The sequence below is a fragment of the Brevibacterium paucivorans genome (genome assembly GCF_016907735.1).
Taxonomy (GTDB): Bacteria; Actinomycetota; Actinomycetes; order Actinomycetales; family Brevibacteriaceae; genus Brevibacterium; species Brevibacterium paucivorans.
The window spans coordinates 1,160,768-1,184,448 of sequence record NZ_JAFBCP010000001.1; the positions used below are offsets into that span (position 1 = coordinate 1,160,768).

27 protein-coding genes are annotated in these 23,681 nt (G+C 56.9%); 13 read left to right on the forward strand and 14 right to left on the reverse strand.

The genetic code is table 11. The features are described 5' to 3' along the window. Positions 1-24: 24 nt before the first annotated feature. Entirely contained in the window at positions 25-282 is a 258-nt protein-coding gene (locus JOE56_RS05435; protein WP_102239468.1) for a hypothetical protein, read from the reverse strand. 46 nt (positions 283-328) lie between these two features. Here JOE56_RS05435 and JOE56_RS05440 point away from each other — a divergent pair, with 46 nt between their 5' ends. From JOE56_RS05440 to JOE56_RS05450, 3 genes are all read left to right on the forward strand, one after another. Continuing rightward, positions 329-949 carry a hypothetical protein gene (locus tag JOE56_RS05440; RefSeq protein ID WP_146004689.1) on the forward strand — a complete coding sequence of 207 codons (621 nt, stop codon included), beginning with the start codon at positions 329-331 and terminating at the stop codon, positions 947-949. Positions 950-1,017: 68 nt separating this feature from the next. After that, positions 1,018-1,818 carry a response regulator transcription factor gene (locus JOE56_RS11575; protein ID WP_102239466.1) on the forward strand — a complete coding sequence of 267 codons (801 nt, stop codon included), beginning with the start codon at positions 1,018-1,020 and terminating at the stop codon, positions 1,816-1,818. 45 nt (positions 1,819-1,863) lie between these two features. Then, positions 1,864-3,069: a sensor histidine kinase gene (locus tag JOE56_RS05450; RefSeq protein ID WP_338028628.1), complete on the forward strand. Its 1,206-nt coding sequence runs from the start codon at positions 1,864-1,866 to the stop codon at positions 3,067-3,069. 18 nt (positions 3,070-3,087) lie between these two features. On the opposite strand, the gene JOE56_RS05455 is transcribed toward JOE56_RS05450, so the two are convergent. Next, entirely contained in the window at positions 3,088-3,660 is a 573-nt protein-coding gene (locus JOE56_RS05455) for a hypothetical protein (protein WP_204515177.1), read from the reverse strand. Between the two features lie 112 nt (positions 3,661-3,772). Between JOE56_RS05455 and JOE56_RS05460 the strand changes: the two genes are divergently transcribed. The 4 genes from JOE56_RS05460 to JOE56_RS05475 are packed head-to-tail and all read left to right on the forward strand — an operon-like array spanning position 3,773 to position 6,520. Beyond that, positions 3,773-4,417, forward strand: coding sequence for a hypothetical protein (locus tag JOE56_RS05460; RefSeq protein ID WP_204515178.1), 645 nt, complete (start codon positions 3,773-3,775; stop codon positions 4,415-4,417). A gap of 25 nt (positions 4,418-4,442) precedes the next feature. After that, on the forward strand, positions 4,443-5,015 hold the full coding sequence (locus JOE56_RS11580) for a winged helix-turn-helix domain-containing protein (RefSeq protein WP_204515179.1): 573 nt from the start codon (positions 4,443-4,445) through the stop codon (positions 5,013-5,015). A gap of 36 nt (positions 5,016-5,051) precedes the next feature. Continuing rightward, a complete protein-coding gene (locus tag JOE56_RS05470; protein ID WP_204515180.1) occupies positions 5,052-6,101 on the forward strand; it encodes a serine hydrolase domain-containing protein in 1,050 nt (349 codons plus the stop codon). After that, a complete protein-coding gene (locus tag JOE56_RS05475; RefSeq protein ID WP_204515181.1) occupies positions 6,098-6,520 on the forward strand; it encodes a hypothetical protein in 423 nt (140 codons plus the stop codon). Before JOE56_RS05470 ends, JOE56_RS05475 begins: the two co-directional genes overlap by 4 nt. Before the next feature lie 45 nt (positions 6,521-6,565). Here the strand turns inward: JOE56_RS05475 and JOE56_RS05480 are convergent, their stop codons facing one another. From JOE56_RS05480 to JOE56_RS05490, 3 genes are read right to left on the reverse strand one after another with little or no spacing between them, the layout of a single operon-like run. Beyond that, complete coding sequence (locus JOE56_RS05480; protein ID WP_204515182.1) at positions 6,566-6,976, reverse strand: Rieske (2Fe-2S) protein; 411 nt, start codon at positions 6,974-6,976, stop codon at positions 6,566-6,568. A gap of 31 nt (positions 6,977-7,007) precedes the next feature. Further along, a complete protein-coding gene (locus JOE56_RS05485) occupies positions 7,008-8,081 on the reverse strand; it encodes a phosphotransferase (protein WP_204515183.1) in 1,074 nt (357 codons plus the stop codon). A 14-nt stretch (positions 8,082-8,095) separates the two neighbouring features. Then, positions 8,096-8,929 (reverse strand): trimeric intracellular cation channel family protein, encoded by an 834-nt coding sequence (locus JOE56_RS05490; protein WP_204515184.1) that lies wholly within the window; start codon positions 8,927-8,929, stop codon positions 8,096-8,098. A 152-nt stretch (positions 8,930-9,081) separates the two neighbouring features. Here JOE56_RS05490 and udk point away from each other — a divergent pair, with 152 nt between their 5' ends. Next, a complete protein-coding gene (udk, locus tag JOE56_RS05495; RefSeq protein WP_204515185.1) occupies positions 9,082-9,687 on the forward strand; it encodes a uridine kinase in 606 nt (201 codons plus the stop codon). 23 nt (positions 9,688-9,710) lie between these two features. Here udk and JOE56_RS05500 read toward each other — a convergent pair whose 3' ends face one another. Continuing rightward, complete coding sequence (locus JOE56_RS05500; RefSeq protein WP_204515186.1) at positions 9,711-10,319, reverse strand: MerR family transcriptional regulator; 609 nt, start codon at positions 10,317-10,319, stop codon at positions 9,711-9,713. 83 nt (positions 10,320-10,402) lie between these two features. On the opposite strand from JOE56_RS05500, the gene JOE56_RS05505 reads away from it, so the two are divergent. After that, on the forward strand, positions 10,403-10,942 hold the full coding sequence (locus JOE56_RS05505; RefSeq protein ID WP_204515187.1) for a DUF2306 domain-containing protein: 540 nt from the start codon (positions 10,403-10,405) through the stop codon (positions 10,940-10,942). Positions 10,943-10,992: 50 nt separating this feature from the next. Here the strand turns inward: JOE56_RS05505 and JOE56_RS05510 are convergent, their stop codons facing one another. Both JOE56_RS05510 and JOE56_RS05515 read right to left on the reverse strand, forming a co-directional pair. Further along, positions 10,993-11,316: a hypothetical protein gene (locus tag JOE56_RS05510; RefSeq protein ID WP_204515188.1), complete on the reverse strand. Its 324-nt coding sequence runs from the start codon at positions 11,314-11,316 to the stop codon at positions 10,993-10,995. Then, a complete protein-coding gene (locus tag JOE56_RS05515) occupies positions 11,295-11,483 on the reverse strand; it encodes a hypothetical protein (protein ID WP_204515189.1) in 189 nt (62 codons plus the stop codon). The genes JOE56_RS05510 and JOE56_RS05515 overlap by 22 nt, the downstream gene beginning before the upstream one ends. A 290-nt stretch (positions 11,484-11,773) precedes the next feature. Between JOE56_RS05515 and JOE56_RS05520 the strand changes: the two genes are divergently transcribed. Genes JOE56_RS05520 through JOE56_RS05530 form a run of 3 tightly spaced genes read left to right on the forward strand, consistent with a single transcriptional unit; the run spans position 11,774 to position 15,032 of the window. Next, entirely contained in the window at positions 11,774-12,940 is a 1,167-nt protein-coding gene (locus tag JOE56_RS05520; protein WP_204515190.1) for a DUF1611 domain-containing protein, read from the forward strand. Beyond that, entirely contained in the window at positions 12,927-14,537 is a 1,611-nt protein-coding gene (locus JOE56_RS05525) for an ABC transporter transmembrane domain-containing protein (protein WP_204515191.1), read from the forward strand. The genes JOE56_RS05520 and JOE56_RS05525 overlap by 14 nt, the downstream gene beginning before the upstream one ends. Before the next feature lie 42 nt (positions 14,538-14,579). Beyond that, entirely contained in the window at positions 14,580-15,032 is a 453-nt protein-coding gene (locus tag JOE56_RS05530) for a hypothetical protein (RefSeq protein ID WP_204515192.1), read from the forward strand. Between the two features lie 23 nt (positions 15,033-15,055). Here the strand turns inward: JOE56_RS05530 and JOE56_RS05535 are convergent, their stop codons facing one another. From JOE56_RS05535 to JOE56_RS05560, 6 genes are all read right to left on the reverse strand, one after another. Beyond that, entirely contained in the window at positions 15,056-15,736 is a 681-nt protein-coding gene (locus JOE56_RS05535) for a response regulator transcription factor (RefSeq protein WP_204515193.1), read from the reverse strand. Between the two features lie 5 nt (positions 15,737-15,741). Further along, positions 15,742-17,181 carry a sensor histidine kinase gene (locus JOE56_RS05540; protein ID WP_204515194.1) on the reverse strand — a complete coding sequence of 480 codons (1,440 nt, stop codon included), beginning with the start codon at positions 17,179-17,181 and terminating at the stop codon, positions 15,742-15,744. Between the two features lie 79 nt (positions 17,182-17,260). Beyond that, positions 17,261-18,634, reverse strand: coding sequence for a replicative DNA helicase (dnaB, locus tag JOE56_RS05545; RefSeq protein WP_204515195.1), 1,374 nt, complete (start codon positions 18,632-18,634; stop codon positions 17,261-17,263). A 50-nt stretch (positions 18,635-18,684) separates the two neighbouring features. Continuing rightward, positions 18,685-20,193, reverse strand: a complete 1,509-nt coding sequence (locus JOE56_RS05550; RefSeq protein ID WP_204515196.1) for an ABC transporter permease family protein — start codon at positions 20,191-20,193, stop codon at positions 18,685-18,687. Positions 20,194-20,205: 12 nt separating this feature from the next. After that, positions 20,206-21,018 carry an ABC transporter ATP-binding protein gene (locus JOE56_RS05555; RefSeq protein ID WP_204515197.1) on the reverse strand — a complete coding sequence of 271 codons (813 nt, stop codon included), beginning with the start codon at positions 21,016-21,018 and terminating at the stop codon, positions 20,206-20,208. A gap of 107 nt (positions 21,019-21,125) precedes the next feature. Continuing rightward, a complete protein-coding gene (locus JOE56_RS05560; RefSeq protein ID WP_239530376.1) occupies positions 21,126-22,526 on the reverse strand; it encodes a DUF445 domain-containing protein in 1,401 nt (466 codons plus the stop codon). Between the two features lie 161 nt (positions 22,527-22,687). Between JOE56_RS05560 and JOE56_RS05565 the strand changes: the two genes are divergently transcribed. Beyond that, positions 22,688-23,608: an endonuclease domain-containing protein gene (locus JOE56_RS05565; protein WP_204515198.1), complete on the forward strand. Its 921-nt coding sequence runs from the start codon at positions 22,688-22,690 to the stop codon at positions 23,606-23,608. Positions 23,609-23,681: the final 73 nt, after the last annotated feature.

A 23,681-nucleotide genomic window follows, 5' to 3' on the forward strand; every position in this document is an offset into this window, starting at 1 on the left:
TCATCGTTGCTGGAGCGCGGGTCTCTAGTGCAGCACGGGGCCGTCTTGCGTGTCACTCTCATGGCGCTGCTTGGCGACCACCGCGTTGAGACCCATAGCGATCAGCGTGACCACAACGAAAGTTCCGGCGGAAAAGCCCACGGCGAGCAACAGTGCCTGAGACGATTTCCACGCGCCCATCGAAACGATCGTCACGATCAAAACAACCCAAGCGCAAATCACTCCAAAAATCACTGCATGTTTGTACGGAGCTGCGACCGGACGCTTGTGCGCGGAAGTCATACCTTCACCATTTTCTCTTGACATGTTTCGTCACTACACTGAGAACATGGTATCGACGCCGTATATTCCCGCGCACTTCAAGGCGTCTTTCCGCTCTTCTTATCGAACTCTCGTCACCCTTGTTTGCACGCTGGGACTGGCTGGTTCACTCACGGCGTGCGGACCCGATACCAGCCTGCGTGTCGAAGAAGAGCACGTCGACAACGCACCAGAAGCTCCTCCCACCTCGGAGGCGGGACCCCGCGACCAACCCTTCAGCGCCACCCAAATCCGCGACGAACTCCTACAAAACCCGTCGGTGAGCAATGTCAAGGGCTTTGATGAGATTCACGACATTGTGCTGGCGTGTGAATCATGTATGGAAATGGACCCGGCTCTGGTTGTTCTTGGCGACAAGTTTCAAATGGCCAAAATCAACACGCCGGCTGACCGAAAGTCTTTTGCCACTGTGGTGATTGGAGAACGCGAAGGGCAACCCAATATCGAGCTCATCTTGGTGGGCAACGAACTCACCGTGACACCCGGGCGGGGTGGCACGCTGGTTGCGCAAGAGTCCGTGTTCAAGCCCAATGACGAACCGTGTTGCCCGTCTGGATGGGCCGTTCGAGTGTTCCGCTACCACGACGGAAAGTTTGAAGCGGGTCAGCGTATCAGCCGGCTTGATTAAAACTTGACGCCAACTCAACTAGACTCGGCTGGACTAGTATTAGTTAAAGCTTGTGAAAGGGGGCGCGCGTGCACATTGTTCTTGTCGAAGACGACGAGGTGATTCGTGAGACCACGCAGATCGCTCTCGAACGCTTTGGGTACACCGTCACCGGATTTGAAGATGGCCGCGACGGATACGAATTCATTGCGTCGCAGGGCGCCGACGTTGTTTTGCTGGATCTGATGTTGCCCACCATGAACGGCGCGTCCATCACTCGCGCTATCAGGGAACGCTCTAACGTACCCATCATTGTCATCTCTGCGCGCTCAGAGCCCATCGACATTGTTCAGGCGCTGGAAGCAGGCGCCGACGACTATCTGACCAAACCGTTCGACATGCAGGTGCTCAACGCTCGCATTCGCACGGTGGTGCGACGCTTCATTACCGCGGAAAGCGCGCAGATGGGTTTTTCTCCACAGTCGGAGGACCCGGAAGAAGAGAGCTCCGTGTCACTGGACACGCAGGGTATCCCGGAAGTCTTAGGACCCACGCCGGGGCACACCAACCCCACGCCGCGCCAGCAGTCGTCTACGGAAATCCGTGTAGAGAACCGACTAGGCACCTTGGTTTTGGACACCGCTCGTTGCATGGTCTACGTCAACGGTGAAGAAATCCACTTAACACCCACCGAACTCCGGATCCTCATGTTGCTGACCGAAGAAGTGGGGCACGTGTCTTCGCGCGAAAAGATCGCATACACCGTGTGGGGCTACGAATGGGGTGGCGACTCCCGCGTGGTAGACGTTCACATTCAGCGACTCCGCAAGAAGATCGGTGCCGCCATGATCGAAACCGTGCGCGGTTTCGGCTACAGGTTCTGCGCGTAACCCATGCGACTTCGCCCTGCCTCACTCAGGTTCAAAATCCTGATCGTGATTGTCACGAGTGTGGTCATCGCGGTGCTCACGTGCGGTCTTATTGTGCGCCAAGCCGCCGCGCGCGCCGAAGACAACCGCATGCGCGACAACATTTCCAGCCAGTTGCGCGAAGCCTCATCGATCTACTCTGAAACCGGTGTTCTCACGCTCAACGCAGCAATCGATGACCCGGCGTTGCCACAGGCGGCCAAGGAAGCTGCTCTCAATGGTCAGTCCGTGACCATGCGGTCAGAAATTGATAACACCGAGGTCGTGTGGGCTGCCGCTCCCATCAAGGTGGGTTCGCACACGGCGGTCATTTCGGTGCGGACAACGACGGCGGAGTCGCGTGAGTTGGTTGGCGACATCGACCGCGCGATCCTGATTTCCATGCTGGTCTCAGCTGTGGTGATTGGTGGAATTGGGTTTGTTGTTGCAGGTCAGATTAGTCGCCGCCTGACGCTGGGGGCACAGGCCGCACGTCGGATCGCTTCAGGTGACACCACGGTCCGCATTTCTGATGTGGTCGAACACGGCGACGATGAGGTGACCGCGTTTGCAGAAGCTGTTGATACCGCGGTCGAGCGCCTTGCTGAACGACTCGATTCTGAACAGCGGTTTACGGCAGACTTGGCGCACGAAATGCGCACGCCTTTGACGGGTCTGGTGAATGCGGCGAATCTTTTGGAGGAGGATTCTCGTCCGGCTGAGTTGGTGCGTGAGCGGACTGAGCGTCTGCAGACCCTCGTTGAGGATCTTCTGGAGGTGTCGCGCCTGGACTCCGGGAGCACCACGCCGGATTTCGAGACGGTGAACATCAACCACATGCTCAAGTCCTTACTCCTGAATCTGCGGTCGTCAGGGCTCATTGTGGATCACGAGATCCAGGAAGTGTATGCAGATCCGTCCCCGCAGATCACTACAGATCCGCGTCGCTTTGAACGCATCGTGTCTAATCTGATCGCCAATTCGATCAAGCACGGGGCCGACCCCATCCGGATCGAAACCACGCCACATTCAGTGATTGTGACCGACACCGGCCCGGGCTATCCGGCGGACATCATCGCCAAGGGGCCCACCCGTTTTGTGTCCTCCGGCGGTGGAGGTATGGGCTTGGGCCTGGTGATTGCGCAGGGCCAGGCGAAGCTGTTGGGTATGCGCATGGAGTTCAGGAACGCTCCTGAAGGGGGCGCCCAGGCCGAGGTGGTTTTCCCCGAGTAGGGCCACGCTAGTTGGCGGTTAAGAGTCTTTGTGGCCCTGTTTGCGTCGCGTGAGTCCCCCCAGAATGTACAGGACACCTGCGATAAGGACGGCCGCCGAGGTGAAACCGATGATGGTGAGGGCTCCGAAATTGTTGCCGAACAGTAGGAGAATTCCCAAGAGCGCGTGTGCAATTCCGGAGTACAGGTAGTCTGACGCTGACGCCGTTCCGCGCATGTCTTTGTACATCCACAGTTCAAGTGCCGCGTGCAGGAGTGCCCACCCCATAACGGCTGCGCGGAGTTGACCAGGGTAGCTGGCGAACATAAGGAAAACCAGGGCCGGGATCGCAATGACGGCTTGACCCCACAGGTGAGTGCGTAGCGGTTTCGTGGCGGAACCCTGGCCCACCAAAAGGAGCGCATTCAGCCCGATGTAGCCCATGAGCAGATAGTCGACAAAGTCGACACGGAGGGCCAGCTGAGCAACGGAACCTAACTGTTCACGAGGCACGAACGCGGCGACGATTGCAAAGATAACGCCCAAAACACCTCGGGCGATCATCCACGGGGCGGTGGCAAGCTGAACTTCTTTTTCTGACGTTTGGGTCACCCCACTAGTGTAGGGCCCACTGAAGTTCACCGGAGCGACCCCTGAGGTTTGCGATCCGGTCGTGTGGCATCACTAAACTTTCGTCGAATCCACCATGTGACGAGTGATAACTGTGCGCGCAAATTCTTCGACAGACTTCAGCCGAAACCTGCCATTGGGCCGGTCGGCGCTGTGGTTGTGCGTGGGTTACGGTTTAGGCGCGGTCATCGGATGGGCCGTCCACGTTCTGTTCAACGTGGGGCATCCGCAGTACTCATCAGCTCTCACGCTCACGTGGCCACTGCTCATTGGTCTGATGGGCGGGGTTCTCCTGGTGATTGGAACCATGCCGGCTTCGCGAATTGCGATCAGTATGAGCACTGCGAACGCGATCGAGCAGGAGGGCACGCCGGGACTTGCGCGTATTCGCTACCTGAACTCCACAACGAACGGGTCATTTAAGACTTTGACTGTCTCCCTGGACGTCGCAAGTAGCTCGAGCCGGGTCTATAGGTCGGAGCTGGTGTGGAAACTGTCAGCGGTTGACGCATTGAAGTTACGGCCGGGAGCCACGATCCCGGTGCGCATTGACCCGCAAGCGCCATCCCGCGTGGTGTTTGATACACGCGCTACCTCGAACGATTTGGGCCCCGACCCCAACGAAGTGTTTAGCGTGCGCAACCGCTTCCGTCGCAGGCTGTCGATGATCCGGCCGGCTTCGTGTATCGCCACGCTGGTGGGATTCGTTATCGGACTGGGAATTGGGCTATTTACGTAATTACGGAATTATGTATTATTAGTGTGTGAGCACTTCTTCCGATGAACTGCGCGCGCTGCGCGAAGAGATCACGCAACGACTGTCCCGGCTCGATGCACGCTTACGCGATGTTGAAGAACGGCTGAGCGGTGAACCCCGTGAGACGCAGCCGCGTTCACATGACGCTGGAGTCACACAGTCGCAGCTGCCCACGGAATCTGGCGATCCCGAGTTTTGGGCGCTCAACGAACTGGCTCAACGCTACGACCAGCCTGCTGTCATGTTCGCTGGAACGGCAGAAACCAAAGGCGGCCCGGTCAAGTGGCAGTACGAACGCTTTGCTGACAACCTCATGGACACCGATGCCTTTGCGGTATCGCCTGCTCTCGAGGCCATTGCCCACCCCATCCGCCTCACCCTCCTGCTGGCGATCATCAACGGGACCACCACCTCGGCGAAATTGGCAGAACTTGAACAGGTTGGCACGTCAGGGCAGGTGTACCACCACTTGAGCCAGCTCAACGCAGCGGGGTGGATCCGGTCCGTGAAGCGCGGCCAGTGGGAGGTCCCCGCAACCAAAGTCATTCCCCTTCTCACCATCATTTTGGCCGCCCAGTAATAACAGGACTCACCTCAACCACCCCAAGGAGCACTCATGAAAAGAACACTCATAGCTGGAGTCGTAGCGTGTGTCGTTGTCGCCGTTGCTGCGATCTGCGTGCCGTGGTCGTTTGGTTTTCCGCACCGCGGATCCGGCGATCAGCACGTGCTTGACACCACCGGACCATACTTGTCACACGGGTACCGACGTGAAGCCGCGGTAGCGATCATTCCCCCGTCTGGCGAACCGTCGTTCGCAGGTTGGGGAGCCGATGAGAACACGGTGTTTGAGATCGGTTCGATCACGAAAACGTTCACAGCACACCTGCTTGCTGACGCGATTGAGCGTCAAGAAATCAGCGCGGATACCCGAGTTGACAACGTTTTCGACGAACTGAAGGGGACTTCCGCAGGGAAGGTGACCATGGAGCAGTTGGCGACGCACACCTCGGGACTCCCCCGCATTACCAACGTCAGCATGAGTAGCAACTTCACGCGAAAAGACCCGTACACCGCTGACTTGGGCGAATTCCTCGACACGGTTTCCGATCTTGAAGTCACACCGGGTGAGATTGCGTACTCGAACACGGGATATGCGCTGCTGGGGCAGGCGGTTGCCAAGAAAGCCGGCAAGGACTACCCCACCCTGGTGCGCGAACGGTTGCTGGAACCGTTAGGCATGGACCAGACAACGGTTCCCAGTACGCCGGAAGACTTGCCAGCTGACCACCCCACGGGGTACACCGCTAAGGGTCTTCCGGCAGGAGCGTGGACCATGCACGCGTACGCTCCTGCCGGGTCAATCCGGTCAACAACCAAAGACATCAGCACGTGGCTCATTGCGGTCAGGGACGGGAAAGCGCCGGGGTCGTCAGTTGAACCTACAAAGGTCCGAGCTGAAGAAGATACAAAGAAACTGGGCCTGGCATGGAACACAAAAGAAGAGGATGGTGCAACGGTGATTTGGAAAAACGGAGGAACCGGCGGATACACGTCATTTGCCGGATTCAACGCAAACGGCGACGGCGTGGTCGTTCTCAACAACACCGCTACCAACTCTGACGATGTCATTGACTACTTGTTCGATGCGGAGGACAAGAAATGATTCAGCTTCTTATTCCCTTTTTTGGTGTCATCGTTCTGCTTGTGGGTTTAGGTTCACACGCTTGGCAAGTTCGCCCCACACGAGGTGAACATAAGCCCAAAGCCCGCAAACACCTCACCCGCGGTGGGCTCTTGGCGGTAGGTGCCGGTGCGGTTATGTACTTTGTGCTGGTTCGTATCTTCTTTATGTTTGACGGAGTACTGGGTATTGCCTGGATCGTGGCGATTCTGTTGCTGGGCTTCATCGCGTTCCGGGTGGTGCAACTGTGGCCGTCTAAAGAAGACAACGCGCAGTTGGTGGCATCGCTTCAGGGCGACGGCGTGAAGGTGAGTAGCTACCTGGGTATTGGCACAGTCATCGCCGCTGCAGTTCTTGTGGTGCTTGCCGTTCTGTACTGGTTCGCACCAGTGATGTTTTAGCGCTGGAACCGTTCTTAGCGCGGGCTACTCTAGCGCTGGAGCGGCTTAGCCTTCCAGCGGCCCCACTTGCAAGGAGTCGCCGTTATCAGCGACCTTGGCTTTCTTCAGTCCATCATTCGCGGGGCCGTACAGCTTGGCTCCATCTTGGGTTGAGAAGCCAGAAGAGTGGCACGGACACACGATCTCTTCTTCCGTGATGGTCCGCACCAGGCACCCTTGGTGCGGGCACACCGCGGTGTATGCCTTGAACTCGCCTTTCGTGGGTTGAACCACCACGTAGCTTCCGGCAACAACCCCGGAGCCCTCCGGCACTTTGTCTTTTGCGACGGTTTCCGGTTCAGCGTCCTCGGTCTTCGATGAGTCGCTAGCGCACGCTGAAAGCCCACCGGCGACCGCAACGGTTGCGGCAACGCCGCCCGTGGCTTTGAAAACTTGACGTCGGCTGTGCTGGTTCATCTTGTTCCTCTCTGATCACTGGTCCGGATGTTTACTGCGCCAGTTGTTCGATGACGGGCCACGTGCGGTCCAAACGCTTCTGGCCGTATGCGTGTGCAGGTTCTTGGGGTCGGGTGGTGAGCACGCGCGCAGCCCACGTACACGCACCCAAACACAGCCGGGCGATCGCCGCTGTTTCTAGAGCGTCAAGCTCCGTGCTGGACAAGTGCTGATCGGTGCCCTGGGTGGCAGCTTGGTAGGCGGTCGCTACGCGGGAAATAACGTCCCGAGGTGGTTCCCCGCCCCCGCTCCCACGCACCGTAAGGACGTAGGAGGAAGCGATTGCCACCTCGGCCATTCGAGCGGCAACCCGGCAGTCCCCAAAGTCCAGCAACCCGGTGATTTTTCCGTCGCTGACCAGCACGTTCAGGTCGTTGATGTCTTGGTGGAGGACCTGCTGCGGGAAGTCGTTCAGCACGGGTTTGACGGTGGTTTCGAAGTCGTGAGCCGCATGGCGTGAGAATGCGAGCACGCGGGTGAGCGACGTGCCGATATCGGCGGGAACGTGCCCGGAGGCCTCCCAGGTTTGGAGTCGTTCGGACGCGAACTTGGCGTTCACGCCGGTGGATTCGAACGCCCACGGGTGCAGGATCATGTCGGGGGCCGCGGGCACACGTGCCAGGGCGGTTGCCACGTGGCCGGCAAGGGTTCCCACCTGGGTTGGGTAGTCATCGGTCAGCTGTGCCGTGGCCGCTTCTGTTCCGGCGAGGAAGCTTTGTAGGCGCACAACCACCGGTTCGTCATTGACGTGCGCGAGCGAAACGAACCCGGACGACTGTCCCGAGCTCGCCTGAAAGGGTTGTGTGGCCGGCATTTGCTGAGCCACCGGAACGCCCGATTCATATGCAGCCTGGTGGACAGTGCTCAGCCAATCGGCGTATTCGGGGGTCATGGTGCGTGACGGGTATTCGGCCTTAAAAACAAAGGCTGTGTTTTGAGATGTGACGCGAGCATTGATCGCAGTTTCGCCAGACAGAAAGCGTTCCAAATGGACGTCGAGGCCAAAGTTGTCGCTGACGAGCACACGGATGTCTTCATCGGTGAGTGTGCGAAGTGACCGGCTCATACTACAAGACTACGTCACTGGGGCGGTTGGTCTGGGTTGGACAGGTCTGGGTTAGTTGGGTCTGGGTTGGTCGGGCCGGCTGCGCCGGGCCCTCCGTCACCATCGACCCGCCGAGGTGGGAGATGCTGCTGACTGGAACGACCTCGGGCAGGGTTGGTTGCGCGCCGTAAGCGCGCCAAATCACGCAGGCGGCGGGCTTTTTCAGTCAACCGGGGATACGTCCAGCCACGAACGGTGGACGGCAGTTGCCAGCGAAAGTAGATGGCCAGAAGGCGCACGGTGACAACCAGAACGATCATGCCGAACATGATCCAGTACGACCAGATTCCGTTGGAGTACAGGATCGCGGTGAGCAGGGCACCGATAAACGCAGGTGTGAGGTACAGGTCGGAGGCGTTGAACAGGGCGGGGTTCTGGTTGGCGACGACATCGCGCAGTAGTCCACCGCCCGTTCCGGTGACGATTCCTAAGAACACTGCCGAGACCAGGTGGAGGTCGTGAGTAAGCGCAATAATGGTGCCGGACACTGCGAAGAGGCCCAGCCCGCATGCGTCGAAGAAGATGATGGATCGGCGGGTGCGCAGAGCGGGTGTGCCGATCAGGTACACGAGGACGGTAGCGATTGCCGGTGGCAGCAAGTAGATGGGTTGTTGGAGAGAAGCAGGGACTTCGTTGAGCATGAGGTCACGTGTAATTCCGCCGCCCAGGCTGACCAGCAGACACAGCATGAAACTTCCCGTGATGTCGTAGTTTTGGCGTGCTGCAGTGACCGCTCCGGACAGAGCGAAAAAGAACACGCCAACGAGGTCAGCGAGGAGAAGAACAAGCTGCGCGCTGGGAAGATCCATGTGTTCCTTTGGGTGTTGAAGGCGGGTGAGCGGGCTGTGGCGTGGCGGTTCACTGTGAGGCGACCGGAGCCGGCAATGCTTTCGCGTGGCGCATTAAGTGTAGTGCAGTAGATTGGTTGCAGTTAAATGCTTACGCGGGGTGAGGAGCGGGTGTGCCTATCGTCATTGGAATTGCTGGTGGAACCGGCAGTGGGAAGACCACGCTGACGCAGGCTCTGGCGGAAAAGTTTTCTGGACGCACCACAGTGATCTATCAGGACAACTATTACAAGCGCCAGGATCACTTAACGTTTGAGGAGCGCACGCGCGTCAATTACGACTCACCCGAGGCATTCGACATCGACCTCATGGCTGCGCACATTGAGGACCTCAAGGCGATGCGTCCAGTGCAGGGGCCGGTGTACGACTTCAGTAATCACAACCGCACAGATGAAACGGTGGATATTCAGCCGGAAAGCGTGATTCTGGTTGAAGGGATTTTACTGTTACACGAACCGCGCTTGTGTTCCCTTTTGGATATCAAACTGTTTGTGGACGCCGATGCTGATGTGCGTATTCTTCGACGGATCAAGCGCGATGTGTTAGAGCGTGGCCGGTCGATCGAGTCGGTGGAGAAACAGTACTTGGAAACTGTGAAGCCCATGCACGAACTCTATGTCGAAACCTCAAAGCGCAATGCCGACCTCATTATTCCCGACGGTGGTCACAACCTGGTTGCTTTGGACATGCTGGTACACCGGCTGTCACGCGAATTGTAGGGTTTTGTTGTAGACCGCGCGAGCTAACGACTTAGGCTGCGGGAGGTGTGGGCGAGCGCGCTGATTGCGTTTTCGAGGTCACGGCTCAGGCGCACTCCGCGGATGACCTGAATAGCCAGTTCGTCCGGTTCGCGGGCCGTCAAGGCGTAGGCCACGTTGTGTGACGCGACTTTCGCAAACGCACGCGCGTGCTCCAGCAGGTAGTCGTTGTCAACGTTTAGTCCCTTATCACCGAGCCTACGTAAGACCACCACCAGTTCCTCCCGCGCCCAAGAGGGCACATCGGGCCAGCCCAGCTGTTCGCTAATGGCGCGCACGCGTTGGTGCTCTGGCGAGTCTTGGTTCTGTGGCGGATGTGTCAGCCGCAGCGCTAAGCACTGACTCTTTTCCATGATGCGGGTGTTGGGAGCGTGCGTGTCTATGAGGTGGGTGAGCTCTCGGATTTCATCAATCGGGGTGTCGAGGTCGTCGCGTAGCAAGTGAATGAGATTCAGGCGTGCAAGGTGTCTGTCTGTGTAGTCGGCTGTGGTCGCGTTGCGTTTAACCCCCGCAGGCAAAATCCCGGCTCGGATCCAGTATTTGATCGTGGCGACACTGATTCCGCTACGGGTGGCGAGTTCGGCGAGTTTCATTTGTCACGCTCTCAATCAGATAGTAGAAGTTCGTTCGACTATCTACGTTGGCACCAGTTGGATAGTGCAATTATCTTATAATCATGAACAGCATTTTCACCGGGCTCACGCTGGCCACGGTCACGGTCCACCCCGGTTTCACTCATACCGTCATCACGATTCATGCCATCGCGGCTTCCCTTGTTGTTCTCATCGGTCCCGTCAACGTGCTGCGCAAGAAAAAAGACTCTAAGCACAAAGCGTTGGGTCGCTCATGGGTTGTGGCTATGTACGCCACGTGCGTTTCCGGCATGTTCATATACACCATCTCAGGTGGCTTCACAATTTTCCATGCACTCGCGATCTTAACCTTCATCACAACAACTCTGGGCGTGATAAGCATTCGTCGCAACCGGGTAACGGCACACGTGGGGAACATGGTGGGAGGCTACGTAGGCGCGTTGATCGCTGGCGGGTTCGCCGCGTTCGTTCCGGGCCGATTTATTCCCGTGCTCGCGGTCCAGAATCCGGTTCTTTTGTGGTCGGTGATCGTGGTGGTTGTGGTTCTTGCTACAGCTTGGGTGCTCTACGTTCTGACGCTGTTCAAGCCTCGCATAACGCGTCGACGTGGTCTTGCCACATAGCAGGTAGGTCGTTGTCTCGGCCTGGCACCGCACGTCTTTGTACACCGCACTCATAGTGCAACCACCTCGTAGCGGAAAAGAGGGTCTGACTCTGCGCCTGGCCCGGCTACTACTGCTACAGAAGATTTCAGAACCTTCAAGTACGAATTCTCGCTGTCCCACGAACACGTATAGCATACGGTCAACGTAAGTGACGCACCCCGCTTAGCTTTGACGCTCACCCCTTTGCCACGGTTCGTGACAACACACTTCTGTGTTTCTTCGTACGTAATTGCGCGTAGTTCAACATTTGAGTCAGCAAATGCTGAGAGACTACGTGCAAGTTGTCCGGCAAATTCCTTAGCGACTTTTTCTAATTCATCGATCGAAGCCACTGCAAGTCTTCGATTCTGCAAAGGATCCGGAATTTGTCGGCTTCCAAGACATGAGCCTGAGCCATCGCTTTGGCAACGTCTAGCGGCATGCCTAATCGGTCCTTAAGCCGCACAAGCTCATCCTCAAGCTCCTCTTTGGACAGTGATTCGAAAACTACTGATCCCATGACTCTCCCCTCTTTTCTACTATGACACAGTACGTCCAGGGTCTGACACAGTTTTGAGAACACCTGCTCCCTACCGTGACAACCTCTCTCTGAAGGAACCTCCCCGATCGCTTGGACGGTCTGGGTAGGAAAACCAGTACTCTTGCTAGACGCCGGGGCAAAACACGCAATCGTTGCACACATCACTTACATGAAATCTTTTTAATTTGGCCCTCATTGCAGTTTCATCTGCGGGTACTTGACTGAAATGTGAAAGATGTTCCACCACCTCGGTCAAAAGAGAGGCCCCGATGACACTTACTGACGTTCCACACGTAGCTCCACAGTCAATGGCACAGGACGCAACCCTGGTCGACCCTCAGGCGGCCCTCAAGCGAGCAAAGTACGCATACTCAACCCGCTTCATCCACGCTACGAAAGACGACAGCGACTTCGTTGTCGATCCAGACAAAACTCAGAAGCCCAGCGCTGGCGATGTCGTGCTTGCCCGTGTCACCGAAATTGGGAAGCACAAGCGTCTCGAAGGACACAACTCGCGTAGGCAAACGCTGTTTCTTGGCGACACGATTGTCGTGTCATACGGAAGCCGCTACGCCGCAGACCAGTTTCTCGCCGTCCTGCCTAACGACCTCGGCCCTTGCAACTTGGCAGCCGCAGGGGGACTGGCTGCAGAAGTCATTGAACAGCACGATCGGATTGACTTCGCAACAGAGCTCGAACCGATCGGGCTCTTGAAGCGTGCCGACGGACAACGCGTAAACGTGCGCGATTATGCACCCCACACGATCGGCACTTCTTCACTCAACGCTCTTCCAGCCACTGATAACTCGTCGACTGTGCCCGTTGTCAGTGTGCTTGGCACGTCCATGAACTCTGGTAAATCGACAACCCTGGCATGCCTTGCACGCGGGCTCGTTGAGGCTGGACTACGCGTTCACGTTGGTAAAGCAACGGGAACTGGCGCGGGTAACGACACTCACCTGTTCGCTGATGCAGGAGCTCATCGCGTTCTCGACTTCACGGACTTTGGTTTCTCAACCACATTCGGACTTTCGTTCACAGAGGTTGAAAAAGTCTTCACGTCTCTTGCAACTGAACTCTCGAAGGACACGGGCGAGGGACGCCCAGACATCGTCCTCATCGAGATTGCCGACGGAATTTTCCAAGGCGAAACTCGCGAACTCCTCACCAGCACAAACTTCGTAAACCGCGTCAACAAGGTTCTCTTTTCCGCTGGCGATGCGCTGGGGGCAGTTGGAGGAGCCTCAATCCTGACGGATCTGGGACACCGACCACTCGCAGTATCCGGAGTGCTCACGGCATCGCCTCTTGCAACTCGTGAAGCCACAGCGGCCCTCGACGTTCCCGTACTTCCCACTTACGACCTCTGCGAACCGCACGTGGCCTCTTCATTGATCGCGAATCTAGACAACCTAATCCGGAATGACACCAAATAAGATCACTTCCACTAACACGCTTGTTCGACTGTGGCACGGTGTTCGCCGAAAATGGTTCGCGACCCTCGTTGCTTTAGGAATCGGACAAGCCGCGTTGAGCATGATCATGGCGTGGGCCATGATCGAGCTCAACCGCTCGAACGGTGCAGCGTCTATCGTGCTGTCACTTGTGACCATGGCGCTCGTTGCTCTGGGGATTGGAGCATTACGGGTAAATGAACGTGTCGTGGCTGAGCGTTTGGGCCAAGATTACGTTCACGACATTCGACGCGAACTGGTGCGCTCTGTTCTTACACCTGGTGATTCCAGTTCGCTGGGGATCACTGTTGCACGGACAACGAACGACCTGTCATCTGTGCGCAATTGGATCTCGCAGGGGATCGCGCCTTTAGTAGTCGCCGTACCGCTACTGAGCGGAGTGCTTATCGCTTTCGCGATACTTGACTGGCGACTCGCGATCGGTGCGGCCATTCCCCTTGTGGTCCTGGGGGTAGGTGTCGCTCTATGGACCCGCGACGCATACGCGAAATCACGTGCGCTACGACGCACCCGTGGCGCAATGGCTTCGCGGATAGCCGAAACCACCCTGGCAGCAGAATCAGTTGTTTCCGCAGGTGGCGCACACCGCGAGTTAAAAAACATTGACACGATCGCCAAGCGACTCATCGACCGCGCTGTCACTCGTGCAGAGACACTAGGTCTGCTACGTGCAACCGGTCTCGTCGCCGGGACTCTCATGACCATGGTCGTTGCTACATTGGGCATCATCCTGGAAATGCCACCGGAAAAAGTGGTGGCCGCCTTGGCAATCGCTGGTATCGCCACCACCCCACTCATGGACATGGGTCGGATTGTGGAGTTCCGGCAGAGCTACCTTGCGGCTTGTGCCGTTCTCATTCCTTCTCTTGAAGACGCACGTGCAAGGAGGTCTCAAGCTCAAGAACACCGCGAGCGAGCGGTGCCACACATCGAAGCGACTTCGAGCCGTCACGTGTACCTCGACATTTCAGACCATCTGATCTCACCGCTGGACTTGGCCCCACGAGATCGGGTTGTGTTCACCGGCGACCAACGTGCTGTGACGGAAATGCTCATGCGAACTCAAGGTCTACTTGTACCTTCGACGTCCAGTTCTGACGTGGTTGCTGTAGGCGATAAAAACCTTGTTGCGCTACAAGCGCGTGAAAGAAGAGCGTACATTGGCCACGCCCATTCAGGTATGACCTTTGAACGCGGGACTGTTCTGCGTGCGATCCGGTATCGCAATCCCTCATTGGATAAGCAACTGGCCGTTGACTTGTTCAATCGAGTGGGACTGGATGAGTTAGAAGACGGGACACAGACTTTCCTTCGACGCGGAGGTGAAGCATTAACACCGAACCAGCGAGCCCGACTATCACTTGCTCGCGCTCTGTACGGCGAGCCACCACTTCTGATTATTCAGGGGCTCGAAGCTGACCTTGACGACAACGGACGCGAACTGCTGTGCAAAACCGTACAGCAATACCCCGGCGTGGTAATTCTCGTAAACTGCCCACACACAGCCTCGGAACTCGAAACGCGTTCAGTTCCAGTGATGAGCACGCAAGCAGCCTAAGTAAGCCCTCGCTCACGAACTGATTTTTAGGAGCACATCACCATGCGTACCACCTTGACTGTCTTCGTCCTTGCTCTTGTTGCCGTGAGTAGCACCTTGCTCATTACAACCCGGAACAATGAACCTGACCGTGGCCCTAAAACCGGTGTCAACGTGCAACATGAGCCTCACCAAGACGCCTCACCCAAACCAAGCCCTTCAGCTGATACCAAGGAAGTAGATACCAAAGACAGCCACGACTCTGAAACCCACAACAACCCTGCTTCCGACCACAAGAAGGAAAAGGCTCAGGCTGAACTTTCAGATCCAAAGAAGAACAGTGACTCCAAGCAAAAGTCGACCGCTCCTAAGCCACGCAAAGAGTCAGAACCGAAGAAAAAGAACAAACCTAAACCCCAACGTCCAGCACCCCCGCAAGGTCTCTGCGAATGGGACGACGACGAATGGGAATGTGAAGACTCGGACGACGACGATGACGACGAAGACGACGACTGAAAACCGACAGTAGACACAACCGCCTAAACGTCGATCAGTTTGTACCCGGCTCCACGAACCGTGACAAAACGTTCTGCACCTAACTTTGCGCGCAGTGATTTCACGTACACATCGACGACGTTTGATGAGCCGTCGTGGTCGTGCCCCCACACCCGCGACAGTATTTGAGAGCGGGTGAGAATCTGATTGGGGTTCTCCAGAAACATACACACGAGCCCAAATTCACGGCTCGAAAGTTCAACACGCTCTTCACCTGAACCACCACTGACCGTTGCGGTCCGATTCCGGACATCAACCGTAAGGCCACCAAGACTCAAGGTGCTCTGGTCTTCATCATCGGAATCTTGAGCATCTGCCAACCGCGCTTGAATGCGCGCGAGCAACTCTTCAAATCTAAACGGCTTGGAAATATAGTCGTTTGCCCCGGATGCAAACCCTTGAACAGTATCTTCGACTGCGGTCCGAGCGGTCACCATAATGACCGGGGTGTTCACACCCAGCGAACGCATGTTCTTCAGCACAGTGAAACCGTCCATACGCGGTAGACCCACGTCCAGGATGACCAGGTCAATGTCGTCCGCCGTCGCTTGATCGAGCGCGTGAATCCCGTCGGAAACAACTGCACAGGTGAATCCGTGAGAAACGAGCCCCTTCTTGATAAACCGTGCAATTCGTTCTTCATCTTCTGCAATCAAAATGTGCATAGCGTCTATCCACTCATTCCTTTCACGGGGACCCGCGGAACCACGATGCTAAACCGAGACCCCTTACCCAAAGCGGATTCCACCTCAACCGAACCGCCGTGCGCATCCGCAATCGCGCTCACAATCGACAATCCCAAACCTGAGTTACCGAGCGAGCGTGATTGCTCCACTCGAATGAAACGTTCGAAAATCCTTTCGTGATCCTCTGGGCTGATTCCACACCCATAGTCACGAACGGAAAATACGACATGTCTTTGATCGTCTTGCGTTTCTATCGACAGTTCAATGTCAGAGTTCGCATCACTGTACTGCACCGCATTCGTCGCTAGCTGTACTATCGCCTGCATCATTCGTTGTCTGTCGAAATAAGCGGTCGTATCGACAACGGAAGAGAGTTTCCACGGGCGGTCGTCAATTCTTTTCACCGTGGATAGTGCCGCCTCGGCGAAGCTACGAGTGTTTTCGGATTCGAGGTGCACAAAGTCCGGTTGTTCGGCCTGCGCCAGAACCGAGAGATCTGCGACAATGCGGGCCATCCGATCAAGCTCTTCAAGCACAATCTCTTTCGACTCATCAAAATCTTCGTCATCTGCGTCGAGCACCTCGACTGTTCCACGAACGATCGTGATTGGTGTACGTAGTTCATGCCCGGAATCACGCAAGAACTGTCGCTGGTTGATGTAACCCGCCTCCAACCGTTCCAGCATGCTGTTGAATTGGGTGGCAAGAACCGTAACCTCATTGTCCGCGTTCGGCACCTCTACACGCTTTCCGAGGTCGTCGACAGTGACGTGCTTCGTGGCCTGGGTTAGGCTCTCCAGCGGGCGAATAATCTTCCCCATCACGATCCATGCAGCGGATCCCACCAAGAGCAAAGTCAGAAACGAAATCACTCCGTAGAACGACGCCGTTTGCCACAACACTTGGCGCTCTTCTTCAACGGCATATGCAACGACATACGTCCCGACCGTGGGGTCGCCGTCGACCGTGACGGAAGCGATGATCAGCTTGAGTTCTCCATACTGGGGACTGTGGGCCGTAGCAAAAACAGTTTCCCCTGGAGTGTGTTCTTCACGGATAACACTGATAACCGCGTCAGTTGTGAGGTCAAAGTCTTGTGGCTGGGGACGAAACTTGGGCTGTTCGTTAGTCAGAGCCAGGACTGACTCATGACGACTTGGAACCGCCGCTTTCGTTGCTGTTTCCAGCAGGGATGTGACATCCCTAAAAGGATCTCCAGCGGCAGAGCGTTGATCCGCAATTGCCTGGAGTTCATCGATCTCTTGTTCCAGCTCACGCACAACGCGTTCTTCGTAGCGGTTAAACATAGTCGAGAACGTCAAAGTTCCCGCTACACCGAGCCCCAACACAGTAAGCACGATCGCAACACACACGATGCGCAGACGTAAACTGCGATGCGGTTGGAACGACTTAAACCAGGGCATAATACGAGCTTAGTCGTCCGGTAAAACGAACTTCGAACCACGTAGCGCAAACCTTCTGCGCTACGTGGCACGGCCTTCCCTACCTGGGCATGTTCGCAAACCGCGAGCGCGCACCTTGGAACGCCACAGTGATTTCACCAGTGGGTCCGTTACGGTGCTTTGCCACCATGATGATGGCCTCACCGGCGTGCGGAGACTCCTTGTCGTACATGTCTTCACGGTGAATCAGCAGCACCATGTCCGCGTCCTGTTCGATCGAACCCGATTCACGCAGGTCCGAAACCATGGGGCGCTTGTCATTACGCTGTTCCGCCGAACGGTTCAGCTGCGACAGCGCGATCACAGGCACTTCCAGTTCCTTCGCCAGCAGTTTGAGCGAACGCGAAAACTCGGAAACTTCCTGCTGACGCGACTCGACTCGCTTACCGGAGGTCATCAGCTGCAAGTAGTCAATGACGACCATCTTCAGATCGTGCTGTTGCTTGAGGCGGCGACACTTTGCACGAATCTCAGTCAGCGCCATGTTGGGCGAATCATCAATGAACAACGGTGCGTCGTTGATCTTGCCCATGGTGTTGGCCAGTGTGGTCCAGTCGCGTTCGTCGTCCAGTTTCCCCTGGCGCAACTTCTGCAACGGGATACCAGATTCCGCCGACAACAAACGCGTGGTCAACTCGATGCGTCCCATTTCCAGTGAGAAAATCACCGTTGTCTGTTCATGGTGAATCGCTGCCGCCCGTGCAAAGTCCAACGCCAAGGTGGATTTACCCACACCAGGACGCGCTGCAATCACGATCATCTGGCCGGGGTGCAGACCATTGGTCAGCTCGTCGAACTCATAAAATCCGGTGGGCACCCCAGCGGTGTCGCCGTCGTGCGACCCCGAGCGCTCAATCTCTTCGATCGTGGGCTGCAGTGCTTCCGACAGACGCACGTAGTCTTCCGTGGTTCGCCGTTCGGTGACTTGGTAGACCTCGGACTGTGCACGGTTGATGAGGTCGTCGGTGTCGCCCTGTGCGTCGTACCCCATCTGCACGATTCGGGTTCCTGCTGTCACCAAGCGGCGTAGAAGGGCAAGTTCCCGCACAATCTCGGCGTAGAAAATGGCATTCGCCGAGGTGGGAACCGACTGGATCAGTGTGTGAAGGTACGCTGCCCCTCCGATCCGAGCTAGGTCACCGGACTTCGACAAAGCGTTCGATACGGTGACCGCGTCAGCTGGTTCACCAGACGCGTACAGGTCCAGGATCACGTCGTAGATCGTTTCGTGGGCCGGCTTGTAGAAGTCTTCACCACGTAGGTGTTCGACCACGTCAGCGATAGCGTCCTTGGACAACATCATGGAGCCCAAAACACTGGTTTCTGCATCCAGATCCTGCGGTGGAGTGCGTACACCCGATTCGGCTCGTTGCCAGTTGTCCCCGGACCACTCGTTACCCTGTTGCGAACCCACGCCTCACCTTTCTCCCGATTGCCTACTCATCGTAGCCGACCTCGGGAAGGTCAGGAACGGGCAATAACTTTCGCAATAAGTGGGTTTGTAATGGCCAAACCAGCACGTACCACAAGCGCTCCAACAAGCACCATGCTGACGATCGTGAAGAACGAATACGGCGACAACACCGCCGCGATCCCGGCAGAGGGAAGCGCGAGGAACAGGCCCAGGCCAGCAGAGATGGCGCTTATCCACACAACCGGCAACATCACAGATGCCACCGAAATTTTCCGGATGGTCCTGTTATCCATTCCTGCTGCATTGAGCTCCTGGAATGTGCTTGCACGGTCGTAAACATCAGCAGCTTGATTGATCACCGCAGACACCGTGATGAACACGAACGCGATACCTAATGTGAGGAGAATCCCCGTAAATGTATCTGTTAGCAACAGGGTGTCTTCACGGGTCAGTTTATCGGCTCCCACTCCCGTCTTGACTGTCTGCATTAACGCAACTCCACTCCCGCAGAACGTGGCAATGAACGAAGTTAAAGCTAAACCGGAAACCCGTCGCCAGTACGGCTTAGGAGATGCACTGACCAAACGCGAGGCCACCATCACGTGGATCTTTTTACTTCCTCGGCGGATACGAGCTACTAGACGCAACACAAGCACACCAACAACGTCGATCACCAGAAGACCAGCAAGCACCATGCCAAAGAACCCAGTAAGTACGATCGTTAAAGTGCCACCCATTCTAGACATTCCGAACCCAGCTGCAACGCACATCATGAGCACAGCACAGGCCACAATTCGACCCCACGGGAACGAAGGTTTTAATGATTTAGTGCGTACACCCAGTGGTGAAATGACCACCTTTCGCAGTCCCATCAGAGCTGCCAAAGTACTGACTCCGATGAGAGCAACAACAGTCGCCAGGATCATCCACCACGGCAGAATCATGTTGCCGTACCCCAATGGTTCGCCACGCAAATGCATCATGCTCATCGGAAGGGCTAATACGAAGTAGCCCACAACTCCGGCCAATGCTCCCACAGTCGCTGCCACCAACGGTTCGGTGAGTGCCGCGGCCACGATTGTTGACCTCGGAGCTCCTAGAAGCGCCAGCGTTGACAGCTGTTCGTCCTGCCTGCGCGTAGCCAAGGTCGCTGCCGATTGACCCAGAGTGAACGCCGGCACCACCAGTAGGGTCGTTGCTAATGCAGCTAGCAAACGATAGCTGCCAACAACTTCGTCGGAGGTGTCCCATGCAAAAACTGCGAAAGTTCCAGCGGCCACTGTCAGTAACAGCGCCGAGGTCGCCGCAAACGCCAGCATCATCAGCACCGTTGGGGTGCGCTTGAACCTGCGGAGCGAGAACAGGGCTGGGAGGACTCGGGCTGTGAGTGTGAAAGGTGAGGTGCGGGTTGGGACTGGCGGGTTTGAGGTTGGCTCTTTAGTATCCACGTTTGATCGTGTTTCGTTTCTAGGTGCCGGTTGCGTCACTGATGTTGTCTGCGAGTACACGTGGTCTCCGTACTGGTAGTCGGGCTCTGCGTAGGAGTTCTGCAATTTCATGGCCGCCCCTGGTTAAAAGCTCTGGTGAGCCGAGTAAAAGGTGGTTGGAGCCGGATGGTTCTGTGGTTGATGGGGCACCTGCGCCGAGGTGGTAGCTGGCCCGCTGTGAGATGCAACTGAGCCGGTGGGTGGGGCGGTGTCTGAGACAATCTGCCCGTCGCGTAGACGCACGGTTCGCGTACACGTGGCAGCAACATTTTCGTCGTGCGTCACCATAATCAAGGTGCGGCCACGGCCGGTGGTCGTGGAAAGGAGAGTGTGCAAGACCTCGGCGCCGGTTTGCGAGTCCAGCGCACCGGTGGGTTCATCCGCGAAAACCAGAGCAGGATCAGTGACCTGAGCGCGAGCAATCGCAACACGTTGCGCCTGCCCGCCGGAGAGCTGCCCGATGAGTTTGGAACTGTGTTCCGCAAGGCCCAGGCGGTTGAGCCAGTCACCGGCCATTGCCATGGCTTGCGGACGCGGGGCGCCTTTGAGCATGGCGGCCATGGCCACGTTTTCGACTGCAGTGAGTTCGGGCAACAAGAGGCCCTGCTGGAATACAAACCCGAACACCTCGCGACGCAAACGGGTGCGGCCAGATTCGTTGAGAGCGGTGATGTCGGTCTGTTGTGTGTGGGCAGTCGCACCCAACTGGACGCGACCGTGGTCAGTCGAGATCATGCCGGCCAGGGCGTGAAGCAACGTAGTTTTACCGGAACCAGACGGCCCCATGATGGCAAGTGATTCACCTTCGCGAACGTCCAGACTGACACCGCGCAGAGCGTGAGTATTACCGTAGGATTTTCCGAGTTCAGAAGCAGTGATAACCGATGAAGTATTCATGCTTCTATCGTTGTACGTGGCCCAGAACACCACTACGAAGATGACCGTCAGGTTGAGGTGGGGAAAACCTCCGTGGCTGGATGCGGGAATCCTGCGCGGGTGTTGCTCTACAGTCCGGGCACCAGCACCGTAATCGCGTGAATGAGCAGACCCACCAACGCGCCCACAACGGTTCCGTTGATGCGGATGTACTGCAAGTCTTTGCCCACGTAGAGCTCGATCTTGTTTGCAGCTTCCTTAGCGTCCCAGCTTGCGATCGTATCTGAAATGACTGACGCGAGCTCAGGACCGAACGACTCCGTGAGATCCCCAGCCGTCGTGGCCAACTTCTGGTCAAGCATGGTGGCAAACTCAGTGTCGTTCTGCATGCGGTCTGCGGTTTCAGTAAGAAGCTGGCGAACGCGAATCTTCACTTCACCGTCGCTGTCTTCAACAGCCGCATACAGCAAACGCTTGAGAGACGTCCAGATGTCCAAAACAGACTCCACCACGCCATCCTGAGCCAACAGATCATCAAAAACGACCTCGGCGCGCTGGGCGATTGACGTATCCTCACCCAGGTCACGCGACAGCTCAAGCAACCATCGATCTAAGGCCTGCCGTGCCTGGTGGTAGCGGTCGTCGCGAACGTCAGCAACCCAGCCCAACACCTCGGTCTGAAGGCGGGAGGCGACCGTGCGGTTGACGAACTTGGGCATCCACTCCGGGGAGCGATCGCCCACAATCTGTTCAATGACCTGCGGGTTACGCTCCAGCCATACGTGGGCTTCGTACACCACCAGATCCACCAGCCGATGGTGCGCGCCGTCCCGCACGATTTCGGTCAGCAGCCGCCCCACCACAGGCGACTTGTGCGTAGCGATGAGTTTAGGGACCAGCACGTTACGGGTGAGCGACTCGATTGCAGAATCATCGACCCTGGCCAGCACATAGTTGATGCCCTGGCCGGCCCGCTCAACCACAATGTCCTGGTTTCGCTTCACCGACAACCACGCGCCCACACGCTTCGTCACCTGCGCGGAACGGATCTTGGGGGCAACGGTTTCAGCGCGCAAGAAGTTCATGGCCACAAACGTCGACATGGACTCTCCCAGCACGTCCTTCTTGCGCGGAATGATCGCGGTGTGCGGGATGGGAACCCCAAGGGGGTGCCTGAACAGTGCGGTGACGGCGAACCAGTCGGCCAAGCCACCGATCATCGCCGCTTCAGACGCCCTGGACACGAACCCCCACACACCGGTCTGGTCAGTGAACAGGTGGACGGTGATGAAGATTAGGGCTGCCAGGATGAGCAACCCCGTTGCGACCGCGCGCATGCGGGATAGCGCCGCGCGTCTGGCTTGTTCGTCTTCGGGTGTCTCCCCCGGCGGAGTGGCCAACGACGGTGGGGTGTTCTGGTTCATGTGTTCCGCGTCCACTCCACCAACTCTAGTCCTTGGGGTGGGTTTGGGGTCGTAGCGGGGTTCATTCCATTCGTTTCGATACACTCCACGAGCCAGTTCGAACATGAGTGTAGCCAAAAGCGCCCAAATTCACGGTTTTACCCCTAAAAACACTTAAATTCCGTTCATTTGGCTACACTCCACGTTTCGGAGTGTAGCCAAATGAGTTATCCACAGAACCAAGACACCCCCTAGTAAGCAACCCCGGATAGCGCTAGCTTCAGTGCATGGAACACCACACCAGCAGGCAACGCGAACTCGCGATTCCACTGAAGCTCTCTAACGCCCAAGCGCTTGGCTTGCGCCAGTCAGACATCAAACCAGTGACCTTGCACGGGCAAAAACTGCACGGTGTTTACACGTCTAAACGGCACACGCAAACGATCACTGTCCCGCAGTGGGCTACTGAAAACCCGCTCTGGTGGACACTATTTACCCAGCTCAGAGCGGTAACGGCTGGTCTTCCTCATGCGATGGTCACCGGGAATAGTGCCGCATATTTGCGTGGGCTCCCGGTCAAACTCAGGCCACAACTCGACATCGCCGTGCCCAAACGTTCAGGCGTCATCAAACGTCCTGGCGTCAATACTTTCCGCGTCTCCAACACGGCGTCAGTGGAGAAAGCAGGCCTGCGGGTTCACGACCTCGGCGGGATTCTCAGCATCATTGCACGGCAGGAACCTGTGGAAAACCTAGTCACAGTTCTTGACGCGGTCCTGGGTCCGTGGCGCAGGCCAGCTGAAATGACGCGTGCTGAACTTCAAGCGCTCATCAACTCTCTCCCCCGAGGCCCCTCCTTGTCCACGCTCAAACAGGCGTGTGCGTTAGCGCGCGAAAAGGTCGCGTCACCACAGGAAACTCGGTTGCGGCTGGCATTGGTGCGGGCTGGCGTACCGGAGCCGGAGGTGGCGCCCCCGGTGTGGATTGAAAAGTTTGGCCGGTTCGTCCACCCGGACTTAGCCTTCTCGTTTGCAAAGCTCGCAATCGAATACGAGGGTCGCCACCACTTTGAGCTCACCCACCAGGTACTGAGAGACACTGAGCGGTACTACGAGCTCAGCCTGCTGGGGTGGACGGTAATCCGGGTGACGTCGTTGCACAGTTTCGACTCAGTGGTGGCCAAGGTGAAGGATTTTTTGGGGCTGTAATTCGCCGAGGTGGCAGCCGGCTTTAGAAACGCCACGGGCGTCACAGCACCTGCTGTGACGCCCGTGGCGTTTC

Coding starts and splice junctions, on each gene's coding strand:
- JOE56_RS05435 (WP_102239468.1), bottom strand. CDS start 282: ATGACTTCCGCGCACAAGCGTCCGGTCGCAGCTCCGTACAAACATGCA.
- JOE56_RS05440 (WP_146004689.1), top strand. CDS start 329: ATGGTATCGACGCCGTATATTCCCGCGCACTTCAAGGCGTCTTTCCGC.
- JOE56_RS05470 (WP_204515180.1), top strand. CDS start 5,052: ATGAAAAGAACACTCATAGCTGGAGTCGTAGCGTGTGTCGTTGTCGCC.
- JOE56_RS05475 (WP_204515181.1), top strand. CDS start 6,098: ATGATTCAGCTTCTTATTCCCTTTTTTGGTGTCATCGTTCTGCTTGTG.
- JOE56_RS05480 (WP_204515182.1), bottom strand. CDS start 6,976: ATGAACCAGCACAGCCGACGTCAAGTTTTCAAAGCCACGGGCGGCGTT.
- JOE56_RS05485 (WP_204515183.1), bottom strand. CDS start 8,081: ATGAGCCGGTCACTTCGCACACTCACCGATGAAGACATCCGTGTGCTC.
- JOE56_RS05490 (WP_204515184.1), bottom strand. CDS start 8,929: ATGGATCTTCCCAGCGCGCAGCTTGTTCTTCTCCTCGCTGACCTCGTT.
- JOE56_RS05500 (WP_204515186.1), bottom strand. CDS start 10,319: ATGAAACTCGCCGAACTCGCCACCCGTAGCGGAATCAGTGTCGCCACG.
- JOE56_RS05505 (WP_204515187.1), top strand. CDS start 10,403: ATGAACAGCATTTTCACCGGGCTCACGCTGGCCACGGTCACGGTCCAC.
- JOE56_RS05515 (WP_204515189.1), bottom strand. CDS start 11,483: ATGGGATCAGTAGTTTTCGAATCACTGTCCAAAGAGGAGCTTGAGGAT.
- JOE56_RS05520 (WP_204515190.1), top strand. CDS start 11,774: ATGACACTTACTGACGTTCCACACGTAGCTCCACAGTCAATGGCACAG.
- JOE56_RS05525 (WP_204515191.1), top strand. CDS start 12,927: ATGACACCAAATAAGATCACTTCCACTAACACGCTTGTTCGACTGTGG.
- JOE56_RS05530 (WP_204515192.1), top strand. CDS start 14,580: ATGCGTACCACCTTGACTGTCTTCGTCCTTGCTCTTGTTGCCGTGAGT.
- JOE56_RS05535 (WP_204515193.1), bottom strand. CDS start 15,736: ATGCACATTTTGATTGCAGAAGATGAAGAACGAATTGCACGGTTTATC.
- JOE56_RS05540 (WP_204515194.1), bottom strand. CDS start 17,181: ATGCCCTGGTTTAAGTCGTTCCAACCGCATCGCAGTTTACGTCTGCGC.
- JOE56_RS05550 (WP_204515196.1), bottom strand. CDS start 20,193: ATGAAATTGCAGAACTCCTACGCAGAGCCCGACTACCAGTACGGAGAC.
- JOE56_RS05555 (WP_204515197.1), bottom strand. CDS start 21,018: ATGAATACTTCATCGGTTATCACTGCTTCTGAACTCGGAAAATCCTAC.
- JOE56_RS05560 (WP_239530376.1), bottom strand. CDS start 22,526: ATGTTCGAACTGGCTCGTGGAGTGTATCGAAACGAATGGAATGAACCC.
- JOE56_RS05565 (WP_204515198.1), top strand. CDS start 22,688: ATGGAACACCACACCAGCAGGCAACGCGAACTCGCGATTCCACTGAAG.